Source organism: Erythrobacter sp. JB1-15, assembly GCF_057365035.1.
Genome location: NZ_CP200295.1, coordinates 1324888 through 1338670 on the forward strand (window position 1 = coordinate 1324888; position 13783 = coordinate 1338670).

At 59.3% G+C, this 13783-nt stretch carries 10 protein-coding genes and 1 pseudogene; 3 read left to right on the plus strand and 8 right to left on the minus strand.

All coding sequences use genetic code 11. The annotated features are described in order from the left end of the window. The first annotated feature begins 81 nt into the window (after nucleotides 1-81). Entirely contained in the window at nucleotides 82-1485 is a 1404-nt protein-coding gene (locus AC0V6L_RS06380; protein WP_486153490.1) for a sugar transferase, read from the plus strand. 16 nt (nucleotides 1486-1501) lie between these two features. Here the strand turns inward: AC0V6L_RS06380 and AC0V6L_RS06385 are convergent, their stop codons facing one another. Genes AC0V6L_RS06385 through AC0V6L_RS06395 form a run of 3 tightly spaced genes read right to left on the minus strand, consistent with a single transcriptional unit; the run spans nucleotide 1502 to nucleotide 3423 of the window. Further along, a complete protein-coding gene (locus tag AC0V6L_RS06385) occupies nucleotides 1502-2110 on the minus strand; it encodes an LptA/OstA family protein (RefSeq protein WP_486153491.1) in 609 nt (202 codons plus the stop codon). A 1-nt stretch (nucleotide 2111) separates the two neighbouring features. Next, complete coding sequence (gene lptC, locus AC0V6L_RS06390; RefSeq protein WP_486153492.1) at nucleotides 2112-2777, minus strand: LPS export ABC transporter periplasmic protein LptC; 666 nt, start codon at nucleotides 2775-2777, stop codon at nucleotides 2112-2114. Nucleotides 2778-2787: 10 nt separating this feature from the next. After that, nucleotides 2788-3423 (minus strand): ribonuclease D, encoded by a 636-nt coding sequence (locus AC0V6L_RS06395; RefSeq protein ID WP_486153493.1) that lies wholly within the window; start codon nucleotides 3421-3423, stop codon nucleotides 2788-2790. Between the two features lie 115 nt (nucleotides 3424-3538). Between AC0V6L_RS06395 and AC0V6L_RS06400 the strand changes: the two are divergent. Together AC0V6L_RS06400 and AC0V6L_RS06405 are read left to right on the plus strand one after the other, a co-directional pair. Continuing rightward, nucleotides 3539-4224: pseudogene (locus AC0V6L_RS06400) on the plus strand (uracil-DNA glycosylase). A 66-nt stretch (nucleotides 4225-4290) separates the two neighbouring features. Further along, the gene (locus tag AC0V6L_RS06405; RefSeq protein ID WP_486153494.1) at nucleotides 4291-4911 is read left to right on the plus strand and encodes a ricin-type beta-trefoil lectin domain protein; all 621 of its coding nucleotides are present in this window, start codon (nucleotides 4291-4293) and stop codon (nucleotides 4909-4911) included. Between the two features lie 87 nt (nucleotides 4912-4998). Here the strand turns inward: AC0V6L_RS06405 and AC0V6L_RS06410 are convergent, their stop codons facing one another. The 5 genes from AC0V6L_RS06410 to gltB form a co-directional block, all read right to left on the minus strand. Then, nucleotides 4999-5232 carry a hypothetical protein gene (locus AC0V6L_RS06410; RefSeq protein WP_486153495.1) on the minus strand — a complete coding sequence of 78 codons (234 nt, stop codon included), beginning with the start codon at nucleotides 5230-5232 and terminating at the stop codon, nucleotides 4999-5001. After that, nucleotides 5223-5804, minus strand: a complete 582-nt coding sequence (locus AC0V6L_RS06415) for a hypothetical protein (protein WP_486153496.1) — start codon at nucleotides 5802-5804, stop codon at nucleotides 5223-5225. The genes AC0V6L_RS06410 and AC0V6L_RS06415 overlap by 10 nt, the downstream gene beginning before the upstream one ends. Further along, nucleotides 5805-7223 carry a carbohydrate porin gene (locus tag AC0V6L_RS06420; RefSeq protein ID WP_486153497.1) on the minus strand — a complete coding sequence of 473 codons (1419 nt, stop codon included), beginning with the start codon at nucleotides 7221-7223 and terminating at the stop codon, nucleotides 5805-5807. A gap of 243 nt (nucleotides 7224-7466) precedes the next feature. Then, complete coding sequence (locus tag AC0V6L_RS06425) at nucleotides 7467-8918, minus strand: glutamate synthase subunit beta (protein ID WP_486149346.1); 1452 nt, start codon at nucleotides 8916-8918, stop codon at nucleotides 7467-7469. Nucleotides 8919-9020: 102 nt separating this feature from the next. Then, the gene (gene gltB / locus AC0V6L_RS06430) at nucleotides 9021-13685 is read right to left on the minus strand and encodes a glutamate synthase large subunit (protein WP_486153498.1); all 4665 of its coding nucleotides are present in this window, start codon (nucleotides 13683-13685) and stop codon (nucleotides 9021-9023) included. Between the last annotated feature and the right edge of the window lie 98 nt (nucleotides 13686-13783).

The following is a 13783-nucleotide window of genomic DNA, read 5'->3' on the forward strand; positions in this document are numbered from 1 at the left end:
CAATGTCCGGCATGCTACGTGTTAACACGGGGTCATAAACGGGGGACAGCGCTATCGGCGTTGTAGGTGGGGCTACACCGAGTGAACGAACAAACAGGGATTTTGCTAAACGCATCGGGCAAAGCCGATCTTGCGCAGGGGACAACCCCTTCGCTCGAGCGGCGCCGTTTGCGAGCCTATGCGTTGATGATGATCACGGATGCGGCTCTGGTGCTTGGCTGTTTCGCGATTGCATCTTTGGTCTACGAAAACCAATGGTGGGAGCCGCGCACAATGCTGCCGGCCCAGACATTGCTGCCGGTGTTTTTCACCATTGCCTTGTACAACAAAACCTACAGCACTCATGCGTTGTCGAGCTGGGTGTTCGGTGCGAAAAAGGCGGTGTTCGCACTGCTTTTGTCCGCAGCTTTGCTCAATTTTCTGGCATTCTACACCAAATCCAACGCGCAGTTTTCGCGCGCTTCGGTGACGATTGGATTGCTGCTGACGGCCATGGCATTGATCGCTTTTCGCCAGGCGGTGCCTGCCATTATTGCGCGGGTCTGGAAGGGACGCACGCGCAACGAATTGGTCATCCACGATAACGGGCCGCCTTTTGTCATACCGGGTTCGGTCAGCATTTCTGCGCGGGATTTTAATCTTGATCCCTTCAGCAATGATCCGGGCATGTTTGATCGGCTTGGCACTTTGCTGCGCGATCAGGATAGAGTGGTGGTCACTTGCCCGCCCGAAAAGCGTCAGAAATGGTCGATGCTGCTCAAATCCACTGGTGTCTATGGCGAGATTGTGAGCACAACCGCGCACGAGCTTGGCGCGCTTGGTGTCCACCATTACGGCGCAACAGATCAGACAACCTTGGTCGTATCCAATGGCCCGCTGGGAATGCGCGCGCGGGTGACCAAGCGCTTGTTTGACACAGCCATCGCGGCCGCTGCGCTTATAATATCATGCGTGCCTTTGCTGATAATCGCCGCCTTGATTAAGCTGGAGGACGGGGGCCCGGTGTTCTTTTATCAGCGGCGACTGGGACGCGGGAATCGTTATTTCGACATGATCAAGTTTCGCTCCATGCGCGTCGATGCGCAGGACGATAATGGCGCGCGCTCGACATGCCGGGGCGATAGCCGGGTGACCAGAATTGGCGCATGGATGCGCAGCAACAGTATTGATGAACTGCCGCAGCTGCTCAATGTGCTGAAAGGCGATATGTCGATTGTAGGCCCGCGGCCGCACGCTTTGGGGAGCATGTCGAACAACCAGTTTTTCTGGGTTGCGCATCGCAAATATCTGCTGCGCCACAGCTTAAAACCGGGCCTTACAGGTCTTGCTCAAGTGCGCGGTCTTCGCGGGTCGACAGAGCGTCCGCAGGATCTGGCGGATCGGTTGGATGCTGACCTTGAATACATCTCTGACTGGTCGTTGCCGCGCGATATCGAGATTATGGCGCGCACGCTGCTGGTGCTGCGGCATGAAAACGCGTTCTAGCGCGCTGTCATCACGCCTAGTCCTGAGGGACGGTGAATGTGCCTGTCACTCTGCCGCTGGACCCTGCCTCACCCGATTCACCCGTAGCGGCTCCGCCCCCACTTGCACGGCCATCAACGCTTGAAACGCCGGTATCCAGATTGATCGTCAGCCGCCCGCCATTCAGCGTATCGCCGCCGCGCGCCAGCTTGACATTGCCCGCCATGGTGATGATCCGCCGGTCCAGATCATAGACCGCGACATCGCCGCTGGCGCGTTCATTGCCGCGCACAAAGCTGACCCCGCCGCTCGCTGTGATCCGCTGAATGGCGAGCGATCCCGCATCGGTGTAATTGACCAGCATCCGGTTGGACCGCACGGTCAGACCTGCCTGCGTCACGATCACCCCGCCTGAGAACACCACCCGGTTCGCCCGGTCATCCCATGCCGCAGCGCCCGCATCGTAAGTCACCGGCGCGCGCGTATTGTGCGCGGCAAAGCTCTGCGCGCTGGCGCCCAAAGTGCCCATAACGCCGGCTGTCAGGATGAAACTGCCCGCGCCCCATCCAAGCGCAATGCGCGTGAGGCTTTTGCGGCGTTTGGCCGCTTGTGCAGGCTTACCATCGGGGCTTGGGGGTGTCGTCATATCAGGGAACTCTCAATTTGCCCGGAACCATGGTCAAGCGGACATTGCCAGTCAATGTGACAGTGCGATCATCGAGCGAAGCGCGCATGGTGTCGCCTTTGAATGTGCCTGCAGGGATCTCGCCTTCGACCCCGCCGCTGCCTGTCATCACGCGGTTTTCCAGATTCACCGCAACCCCGCGCGCAGTCATCGCATAGCCATCTGCCGCGGTGAAGCGCACGGCATCATCGACGGTGACGGTCTCTTCCTCGATGGCATAGACGCCGCCTTCTGCACGCAGCCTGGCAGGGCCATCTTCCATCAATAGCTGCGCGATCACATCGTCCATCCGCACCAGCCCTTCGGCGCTCGACCTTTGCACCGCTTCGCCTGCCGTGATCGAGAACGGGCGGCCCGTATCATCGCGCCCGCGATACATGGCATTGTCGACTCGCAGCCGCTCATCAATCACCGCGACCTTGTTGCGGTCCAGCAGAAAGCTGATCTCTCCGCGCGGCGATAACGGGGTGACAATCATCAGCGCCGCCATCACGCCCACGCCCACGGGCAATGCCCGCGCGAGGAAACCAACCAGCCGATCATGCGATCCGCCCGGGCTCGCAAACACCTGTCGGCGGGAGCGCAGATTGGCAGCTTCGCTGGTTTCGATGCGGCGTTTGATGACCATAACGGGCGCTTTAGGAGTGCTTTCCTTCGCTGTGGTGGAAGATGTCGCGATCTTCCCACCCGGCAATGTCGAGCACGGCGCGTGTCGGCAGGAAGTCAAAGCAGGCCTGCGCGATATCGGTGCGCCCTTCGCGTTCCAGCCGGACCGCCAGTTCATCGCGCAGAGCATGGAGAAAGCGCACATCGGAAGCCGCATAATCGCGCTGCGCATCATTGAGCACCGGCCCGCCCCAGTCTGAGCTTTGCTGCTGTTTGGACATATCCGCGTTCAGCAATTCGCCCACCAGGTTCTTCAAACCGTGCCGGTCCGTATAGGTGCGCACCAGCTTGCTCGCGATCTTGGTGCAGAACACCGGCGCTGCCATCACGCCCAGATAATAGTGGATCGCCGCCAGATCGAAGCGCGCATAATGGTACAGCTTCACCCGGTTTTCATCGCTCAGGATTTTGGTGAGATTGGGCGCTTCATAATCGCTGCCCGGCGAAAAGCGAACCAGATGTTCATCGCCTGATCCATCGGATATCTGGACAACGCACAGCCTGTCGCGGTGCGTCACCAGCCCCATTGTCTCGGTGTCTACGGCAAGCGCGCTGGTGCCTTCGAGCACGCCAGCGGGCAGGTCTTCTTCATGGAAATGCACTGTCATCGCTGCGCTCCTACGCGACATGGTGCAGGAGGGAAAGGGGGGATAGCGTAGGCGGCATGAGTGGCACCAGCATGGAGCGGGCGTGTAGTCTCCAATTAAGACGAGGACAGGCGCGATGACGACAGAGGCGATCCCTGAAAGCTGGCACGGGGTGCTTGAACCGGCGCTGAAGAGCGCAGAAGCGCGCAGGCTGGGCGGGTGGCTGCGCGCTGAGGAAGCGGCAGGCCGCACCGTATACCCCCGCGCGGGCAGCGATTGACTGCGTTTGAGCTGACCCCGCTTGAGCAGGTGCGCGCCGTAATCCTGGGTCAGGATCCCTATCACGGGCCGGGCCAGGCGCATGGGCTGGCGTTTTCGGTCAAAGACGGGGTGCGAGTGCCCCCGTCGCTTACGAATATTTTCAAAGAGCTTGAAGATGACCTCGGCCTTGCGCGCCCCCAAACTGGCGATCTGAGCCCTTGGGCAAAGCAGGGCGTTCTTCTTTTGAACAACACGCTTACCGTGGAGGCAGGGCAAGCGGGCAGCCATGCCGGGCGCGGGTGGGACGCGGTCACCGATGCAGCGATTGAGGCTGTCGCGCAGCGCGATCACCCTTGCGTTTTCATCCTGTGGGGCAGCCATGCGGCCAAGAAGGCGAGCCGGGTGCGCGGCCTTGGCCAAAAGCCAGATCACCTGATCCTCAAATCCGCGCATCCCAGCCCGCTGTCTGCCTATCGCGGGTTTTTCGGGTCCAAACCGTTCAGCGCGGCCAATGCGTTTCTGGAAAGTCACGGCAGCAAGCCGATCGACTGGTCACTTTGATCGCAATGTCTTTGACATGGTCTGTGTCTTGCCTATCTTCCGCGCGGTTGATTTGGAGGAAGACACATGATGAATTTCCTAAGAAATAGCGCCGCTTGTGCGGCATTCGTGGCCATTGCGGCCTGTTCAGGCGGTGCCGAAGAGGCTGGCGGCGGCGATGCAAGCGGCGGTGATGCGGCCACAGCAAGCGAAGTGCCCGCAGGCAGCGTTGAAATCACGTTGCTGGACAAGCTCGATGGGGTGACCAGCAGTTATTGCCTCGATATTGCGGGCGGCAACAAGGATGTTGATCCGGCCAATGGCCTGCAAGCGCACACCTGTTACAGCTATCAGGGCCAATTGGGCAGCGATCAGGCGTTTGATCCGGCCAAGCTTGCCGAAGGCACGCTGTATATGCCTGTATATGATGTGTGTGCCAGCGTGAGCGGCATCGAAGCGGGTTCGCAAGTGGGCCTTGCCGCATGCGACGAAAGCGAAGCGCAGTCCTTTGTCGTTTCCGAAACGGGTGAGGTTTCGCCAGCGGGCGCGCCCGAAATGTGCCTGACGGCTGGTGAGGAATCCCGCTTTGGCCGCAGCGATGTTCACCAGATCCGCGATCTGTCGGTCGAAGCGTGCAGTGAAGAAGCGGCAGGGCGCCAACAATGGGGCGGTCGCACTGCAGAAGAAGCACCAGCTGCTGACGCGTAATCAAATTGAACGCAGGATAGAGGCGGGGGCAGCTTGGCGGCTGCTCTCGCCTTTGTCATTTTCGCAGCCACACTGTTTGCTGCCAAACTATTCGCTGTTTTGAGCTGCCTTGCTTGCAACCTTGCGAAGCTCCATCGGATATTGCCCGCCTGTCAGTTTCAGCATGCCGCCTTCTAGATAGCCGGTCATTCCGGTGAAATCGGCAACACCCAGATCATTGCGGTGAAAGGCAAATCGCACCGTGGTGCCCGGTTCCCATCCCAGCTGTTTGAGATCAAATGGTTTGGAGCGGACATCATGCGTTTCCTTTTTCAGCACCACTTGTTGCGGCGCATCGCACGATTGGCGCGGATCGCTGCCGGGCGGGAGGGGGCGGCCCAATCCTGCTCGCTTGCAGACGGATAGCCATCGCTTCGCACTTGGCCGAAGAAGATCTGCCCGTTCTCACACAGCAGGTTCACGCTGGCATATCGAAACGGCTTGCCGCTTTCGGCCCAGACCACCGTGATGAATGGCGTTTTGTCGGAGGAAACGCCGGTCTTTTCGAGCCCCGACCATTTAAATTCAGGTGCAACCGGTTTTGGCGTGCTGGTTAGATGGAGAAATCCGTCCCGTTCTTCCCATGTACCAATCGCGCGCATGTCCAACGCGCCCACCGACAGCTCCCATCCCCACGTGCCATCGGCGCGCACTGCCATACGCATTGCCGTTTCGAACGAATTGCCATCATAACGCCCCACGAAAGGCGAGTTTGCCCGCGCTTCATTGTCGTCTTTGGGCGCAAGTGCGGATGCGTCTTGTTCAGCGTGTTCGTCTTGCGCCAGCGCAGGGGCCAGCGCTGAATTAGGGGCGATGAGCAGGACCGCGAGGCCGCAAAGTAGCGAAAGCTTCATTCAAAAGCTTGTAGTCAGCCGCGCTCCCACTGTCACGCCGGTGTCGCGAAAGGCGATAGCGCTGTCGACGACCTGCACATTGGCAGTCATTTCCCACCCTTTGGCAAAGCCGTAGGTGTAGAAGGCTTCCACGCCGCGCTCATCTTCCAAGGGCAGACGGAAAGCGATGTCATCCACCAGTTCATCGGTGAGCGAATAGACAAAAGCGGCAAGGCCAAAGCGGTCCTGCGGGCGTTTGGCCGGATTACCGGAAATGCCGACAAAGCCCGAATAATCAAGGAAAGTGGGATCGCCCATGGATGCCTGGAACCGGGCGAAAATGCCCAGCCCTTTGCCGCGTGCGCGCGGGTTCAATTTGAGATATTGAAAGCCCGACAATTGCAGCGCCAACTCGCCTTCTTCATTGCCGAAATTGCCGCCGGGGGGCGGGGTTAAGGCGCGCGGCAAAATGTCGAATGCGGGGCCGGACCGGCTCGATCCGACGACTGCAAAGTTGAACAATCCGGGCTTTCCGCCAATATTTGTGCGCCGGGCAGCCGCCGCCATAAACGCAACGCCGCTTTCAAATGCGGTTTCAAAGCCGGTGCGGTTATATTGGCTGTCAGGATCGAACACCCAAAAGCGGTAGATCATCTTGCCTTCGGAAATTTGCAGCGCGGCCCCGGTCAGCGTGTTGGGCACAACTGCGGTGGGCGGAAGCGCGATGCCAAGGTTCTGGAACCCGAAATGCCCATTGCTGCCCACAATCGGCAATTCGCCCGAAATATCGAGCACGTTAATTTTGCCCACTTCAAGGCTTGCGCCCGATTTCCATTGCTTTTTGACCGAGAGCGAGAGGTCGTAATCTTCCGATCCCTCTGGCCGGAACAAAGCGGTGTTGCCGGGGATCAGCCCAATTTCGCCGTTCGAAGTTTCGCCCCAAGTGAATTCAGGCCGGACATTGATCGTCCAGCTGTCATCTGCGCCCCAGGTGCTGCCGCGCAGCTTGATATAGGCATCCGCGCGGCCTGAATACCGCAGCGTGCCCGGCGCGCTGCCTGCAACCGGCACATCGACAAATTGGGAGACGACGAGTTTGACAGGGTCAAAGGGCGGGCGCTGCGGGGCCGGTTTGGGCGCGGGCGTTGTTGCAGGGGCGGAAGGGGCCTGCTGAAGAGCAGAAAGAGCAATCGGTGCGAGCGAAAGGGTGGGGGCAGAGGGTTCTGTCCATCCTGTTCGCGGGGGGCTGGTGCGGATAATCTGAACATTTTCAGGCTCTAAGCGTGCTTCGCTGGCTTCTTCAACTGACTGCTCAGGCAGTTTCTCATCGTCAGACGCCCATGCAGGCATGGCTCCCAGTCCGCCAAAAATCGTGGATGCTGCAAAGCCAAACCGTAAGAGCATTGCGCGCGCGCGCGATCCTTGTGACGAATGAGCCATGGCTTATGTGTGTCCCCGTACCGATTATGCGGGCCTTGAAAATGGCCACTTTGTGATTGCGGTTTGAGCTTTGAAAAATCCAAAGTCAAACCAAGACGCAAGTAATAGAACACTTCGGCGATGAGGTGTGCTGTTGGCGCGCCGCATGCTGTAGCTATCCCGGCCAATTGCAATAGTATTGGTCCGACATATTCGCTTTGGTACAAAGGTTTTATTAAGTATATCAGAGATCTACGCTAGGGGTTAGCGCGGTAGTTCGGTAACCCCCATCAGCGCTTCATCCACGCTGGCAGCGCATTGGCGCCCCTCGCGAATGGCCCATACGACAAGGCTTTGACCTCTGCGCATATCGCCGCAGGCAAACACGCCCGGCTCGCTGGTGGCATAGCTCACTTCGTCCGCTGCAACCGCGCCGCGCGGCCCAAGCTCAACGCCCGATTGTTCAATCAGGCCCGCTTTTTTCGGCCCGGTAAAGCCCATGGCGAGCAGGATCAGATCGGCTTTCAGCGTAAATTCGCTGCCGACAATCTCGCGCATTTCGCGCTTGCCCGTTTCATCCGCGACCCATTCAACCCGCGCGCATTCAAGGCCGGTGACCGTTTCGCCATCGCCAATAACGCGCTTGGTCAGCACCGCCCAATCCCGGTCCACGCCTTCTTCGTGGCTGGAGGACGTGCGCAATTTCACCGGCCAATCGGGCCAGGTCAGCGCTTTGTTTTCCTTTTCAGGAGGCTGCGGCATAATCTCAAGCTGGGTGACGCTGGCCGCGCCCTGACGGTTGGATGTGCCGACACAATCAGAGCCCGTATCGCCGCCGCCGATTACGACGACATGTTTGCCCGTGGCTTTCAACGTGCCGCGCGGGGCGGCGCGGGTTTCGTCATCGCCGGCATTGCGCTTGTTCTGCTGAGTGAGAAACTCCATCGCGAGCCGCACGCCCGGCATTTCTGCGCCCGGTATCGCCAGAGCGCGCGCATCCTCTGCGCCGCCTGACAGGACAACTGCGTCGTAATTTTCCTGAAGGCTTTTGAACGAGACATCGACGCCCACTTCCTTGGACGTTTTGAACTCAACCCCTTCGGCTTCCATCTGAAGACAGCGCCGCGCGATCAGGTGTTTTTCCATTTTGAAATCGGGAATGCCATAGCGCAGCAATCCGCCGACCCGGTCTGACTTTTCAAACAAAGTGACCGAGTGGCCCGCGCGCGCCAATTGCTGGGCGCAGGCCATGCCGGCAGGGCCGGAACCAACCACCGCGACCGATTTGCCGGTTTTCTTTTCCGGGATTTGCGGAGTGACCCAGCCTTCTTTCCATCCGCGATCAACAATCGCGCATTCGATCGATTTGATCGTCACGGGCTGATCGATGATGTTGAGAGTGCACGATGCCTCGCACGGGGCGGGGCAGATGCGGCCGGTAAATTCCGGGAAATTGTTGGTCGAATGCAGAACGTCCAAGGCGTTCTTCCAGTCGTTTTCATAGACCAGATGGTTCCAGTCCGGGATCATATTGTTCACCGGGCAACCATTGTGACAATAAGGAATGCCGCAATCCATGCACCGCGACGCCTGGCTGGCGAGCACATCATCAGCCGGCTGCACCACAAATTCGCGGTAGTTTTCGAGCCGCTCTTTGGGATCGATATAATCGCGCTCGCGCCGGTCCAGTTCGAGAAATCCGGTGTCTTTGCCCACGAGGTCAAATCTCCGATTTGGCCGAAGCCCTTGCGAAAGCAGGGGTCGGTCTGAGGTGAGAGAGATCCCAGCTTTCGCTGGGATGACGAATGAAACTGCTCATTATTCCGCTGCGACGGTTTCTGCTTCTTTGCGCTCTGCTTCCAGAGCTTCCAAAGCGGCTTTGTAATCGCGCGGCATCACTTTCACGAATTTGCCCAAAGCCGCCTCCCAGTCGCCCAGCAAATCAGCCGCCACCGCGCTGGCGGTGTGCAATTGATGCCGTTCGATCAAGATACGCAGCCGCTCGCCATCATGACGCAGCATATCGCCCATTCCGAAATCGTGAACCGAACGCCCGCGCTGTTGCGGGCGGCCTGTTCCCTCATCCAGATCCGCATCCGCGGCAATCGGCACCAGATCGACCTGCGCATGATTGACCCGCGATGCAAACGAGCCATCGGGATCATAGACATAGGCAACGCCGCCGCTCATCCCGGCGGCAAAATTTCGGCCCGTCTGGCCCAGCACCACGACCACGCCGCCGGTCATATATTCGCAGGCGTGATCGCCCGCGCCTTCGACGACAGCGATTGCGCCTGAATTGCGCACGGCAAAGCGTTCCCCGGCAACGCCGCCAAAATACGCCTCGCCCGCAATCGCCCCGTACAAAACGGTGTTGCCGACAATGATGTTCTCATCAGCTTTGCGCGGGGCGTTTTCGGGCGCGCGCACGATGATGCGGCCGCCGCTCATGCCTTTGCCGACATAGTCATTGGCATCGCCCACCAGATCGAGCGTGACGCCGTGGGCGAGCCATGCGCCAAAGCTTTGCCCGGCAACGCCCGTCAGATTGATGCGGATCGTTTCTGGCGGCAGACCTTCGTGGCCATGCGCTTTTGCGATTTCGCCTGAGAGCATGGTGCCGACCGTGCGGTTCACATTGCGGACCTCGTAATCGAGCTGCACAGGCGTTTTCGCCTCGATCGCGTCCTGACAATCGGCAATCAGCGCATTGTCCATTGCCGCGCCAAGGCCGTGATCCTGCCCTTCGGTGTGCTGGAGCGATGTGCCATAGGCGAGCTCTGGCATGTGCAGCACACGATCCAGATTAATGCCGCGCGCTTTCCAATGGCGATGCACACGCGTCATATCGAGGCGGTCCACGCGCCCGATCATCTCGTCCATAGTGCGAAAGCCCATGTCTGCCATGATCGCGCGCAATTCTTCGGCGACAAAGAACATGTAATTGACGACATGCTCCGGCTGGCCGGTAAAGCGCGCGCGCAGCACCGGATCTTGCGTCGCCACGCCCACGGGACAAGTGTTCAAGTGACACTTGCGCATCATGATGCAGCCCGCCGCGATCAAAGGCGCGGTGGCAAAGCCAAATTCATCCGCTCCCAGCAAAGCGCCAATCGCGACATCGCGCCCCGTGCGAAGGCCCCCGTCAACCTGCACCGCGATGCGGCTGCGCAGATTGTTGAGCAGCAGGGTCTGCTGCGTTTCGGCAAGACCGATTTCCCACGGGGAACCGGCATGAGTGAGCGATGTGAGCGGCGATGCGCCGGTGCCCCCGTCATAGCCCGAAATGGTGACATGATCCGCGCGGGCTTTGGATACGCCGGCTGCAACCGTGCCCACGCCCACTTCGGAGACGAGCTTTACCGAAATGCGCGATTCCGGTTGCACATTTTTCAGATCGTGGATCAGCTGCGCGAGATCCTCAATCGAGTAGATATCGTGGTGCGGCGGCGGAGAGATCAGCCCCACGCCCGGCGTGGAATGACGCACCGCGCCAATGCGTTTATCCACCTTGTGGCCCGGCAGCTGACCGCCTTCGCCCGGCTTTGCGCCTTGGGCCATCTTGATCTGGATATCATCGGAATTGACGAGATATTCGGTGGTCACACCGAAACGGCCGCTGGCAACCTGTTTGATCCGGCTGCGCATGGAATCGCCATTGTCCATCGGGGTAAAGCGGAACGGTTCCTCGCCCCCTTCGCCCGTGTTCGAACGCCCGCCAATGCGGTTCATGGCGAGCGCCATGGTCGAATGCGCTTCGTGGCTGATCGAGCCGAGCGACATCGCGCCCGTGCTGAACCGTTTGACGATTTCGCTGGCGGGTTCGACATCCTCTATGGGGATGGCGATGTCGGATTTCTTAAACTCCAGCAGGCCGCGAATGGTGAGCAGCCGTTCGGACTGTTCGTTCACCGACTTGGCAAATTCTTCGTAGTTTTTCGCATCGCCTTTGCCATCATTGCCGCGCACCGCGTGCTGCAATTGGGCGACGTTTTCCGGGGTCCAGGCGTGTTCTTCGCCGCGAAGGCGATATTGGTAGATGCCGCCCACATCGAGCATGCTGGCATAAAGCGGGTTGTCCCCGTAAGCCTGCGCATGGCGGGCAATAGTTTCCTGCGCCACTTCGGCAAGGCCAATGCCTTCGATTGTGGTCGCGGTGCCGGTGAAGTATTTCTCGACAAAGGCGGATGACAATCCAACCGCATCGAAGATCTGCGCGCCGCAATAGGATTGATAGGTTGAGATGCCCATTTTGGACATGACTTTGCGAATGCCTTTGCCAATCGCTTTGATATAGTTTTGCTCAACATCACCTGCGGGCACATCGGAGTGCTTGCGCGCGCGGATATCTTCGAGCGTTTCGAACGCGACATAGGGGTTGATCGCTTCGGCGCCGTATCCTGCCAGCACGCAGAAATGGTGGACTTCGCGCGGCTCGCCGCTTTCCACCACAAGTCCCGTCTGCATCCGCAGGCCCTGACGCACCAGATGGTGATGCACCGCCGCCGTCGCCAGCAAAGCGGGCATGGGCACGCGGTTTTCGTTCTGCGCGCGGTCGGACAGGACGAGGATATTGTGATCCTGCAGCACCGCTTCTGTCGCGGCCCAGCACATTTCTTTCAGCGCCAGCTCAATCCCCTCAGCGCCGCTTTCTGCATCCCACGTGATGTCGATGGTGGCGCAGCGGAAGGCCCCGTCCAATGCGCTTTCCACTGACCGGATTTTGGCAAGATCCTCGTTTGTCAGGATCGGTTGCTGCACTTCCAGACGTTTGTGCGTGCCCGCATCATGGCCCAGCAGATTGGGGCGCGGGCCGATCATCGAGAGCAAGCTCATCACCAATTCTTCGCGGATCGGGTCAATCGGCGGATTGGTGACCTGCGCAAAGTTCTGTTTGAAGTAATCATACAGCACGCGCGATTTGTTCGACAAAACCGCAAGCGGCGTATCGGTGCCCATCGATCCCAGCGGATCATCGCCTTTGATCGCCATGGGTTCGAGGAACCGCGAGAGATCTTCCTGAGTGTAGCCAAACGCCTGCTGAGCTTGCAGCAAAGTTGGCGTTTCCTGGTTTTCGTCCTGCGGCAGTTCTTCAAATTCAGGATCAACAACCGCGAGATCGTCCAGCTTGTATTGCGCTTCTTCCAGCCATTTGGCGTAGGGTTCTGCGGCAGCGAGATCGGCTTTCAATTCGCCGTCTTCGATGATGCGGCCCTGTTCCAGATCGATCAGCAGCATCTTGCCCGGTTGCAGGCGCCATTTGCGCGTGATGTCTTCTTCGGCAAAGGGCAGAACGCCGCTTTCCGATGCGAGGCACACGATATCATCCTTGGTTACGCAGAAACGCGCAGGGCGCAGGCCATTGCGATCCAGTGTCGCGCCGATTTGGCGGCCATCGGTAAAGCACACCGCTGCCGGGCCATCCCACGGCTCCATCAAAGCGGCGTGATATTCGTAAAATGCCCGGCGCGCCGGGTCCATCAGCGCGTTTTGCGCCCACGCCTCTGGCATCAGCATCATCATCGCGTGAGCGAGGCTGTATCCGCCCGCCAGCAGCAGTTCGAGCGCGTTATCAAGGCATGCAGTGTCCGATTGGCCGTGCGGGATCAGCGGCCACATCTTATCCAGATCAGCGCCCAGCAAAGGCGATTCCATCGTTCGCCTGCGCGCATTCATCCAGTTCACATTGCCGCGAACCGTGTTGATCTCTCCATTATGCGCAATCAGACGAAACGGATGCGCCAGCCGCCAGCTGGGGAAGGTGTTGGTGGAAAATCGCTGGTGGACCAGCCCCAGCGCCGACACGCATTCAGGATCGCGCAGATCATCGTAAAAACTGCCGACTTGGCTGGCGAGCAGCAGACCTTTATAAACAATCGTGCGGCTGGAAAAACTGGGCAGATATGTCTCGGTTAGTCCGGCCAGACCATGCTTTTCAGCCAGTTTGGCAAGCGGGTTTTGGACCTGCTTGCGGATCACCATCAGCTTGCGTTCAAACGCGTCCTGATCGGCGCAGGCTTCTCCCCGGGCTAGCACGGCCATCTGGATGACAGGCATCGATTCGATAACCGCATCGCCCAGCCCATCCAGAGTGACAGGCACATCGCGCCAGCCGATAAAGCGCTGGCCTTCTTTCACAGTGAAGGTTTCAAACCGCTCAGCGAAGAACGCGCGCGATGCTTCGTCTTGCGGCATAAAGCACATGGCGACCGCATAATCGCCGGGCTGCGGCAGGTCGTGGCCCTTTTCATCCGCCCAGCGCCGAATCAGCGCATCGGGGATCTGCATGAGAAGCCCCGCGCCATCGCCCAGCAGCGGATCAGCCCCCACCGCGCCGCGATGATCGAGCTTTTCGAGAATCTCGAGCGCCTGGCCAACGATAGCGTGGCTTTTCTCACCCTTGATATGGGCGACCATGCCCACACCGCAGGCGTCATGTTCATTGGCGGGGTCGTACAGACCCTGGGAATTGGGGTATCCCATAGTGCATATCCATCCTGTCAGATGCCTTGTCAGGATGCGCCGTCCCCTGGTGAAAGGGGAGGCCAGACCCATGCAAGGCAGGCAATGGGTGTGAGACT

Coding starts and splice junctions, on each gene's coding strand:
- AC0V6L_RS06385 (WP_486153491.1), bottom strand. CDS start 2,110: ATGACGACACCCCCAAGCCCCGATGGTAAGCCTGCACAAGCGGCCAAA.
- lptC (WP_486153492.1), bottom strand. CDS start 2,777: ATGGTCATCAAACGCCGCATCGAAACCAGCGAAGCTGCCAATCTGCGC.
- AC0V6L_RS06395 (WP_486153493.1), bottom strand. CDS start 3,423: ATGACAGTGCATTTCCATGAAGAAGACCTGCCCGCTGGCGTGCTCGAA.
- AC0V6L_RS06405 (WP_486153494.1), top strand. CDS start 4,291: ATGATGAATTTCCTAAGAAATAGCGCCGCTTGTGCGGCATTCGTGGCC.
- AC0V6L_RS06415 (WP_486153496.1), bottom strand. CDS start 5,804: ATGAAGCTTTCGCTACTTTGCGGCCTCGCGGTCCTGCTCATCGCCCCT.
- AC0V6L_RS06420 (WP_486153497.1), bottom strand. CDS start 7,223: ATGGCTCATTCGTCACAAGGATCGCGCGCGCGCGCAATGCTCTTACGG.
- gltB (WP_486153498.1), bottom strand. CDS start 13,685: ATGGGATACCCCAATTCCCAGGGTCTGTACGACCCCGCCAATGAACAT.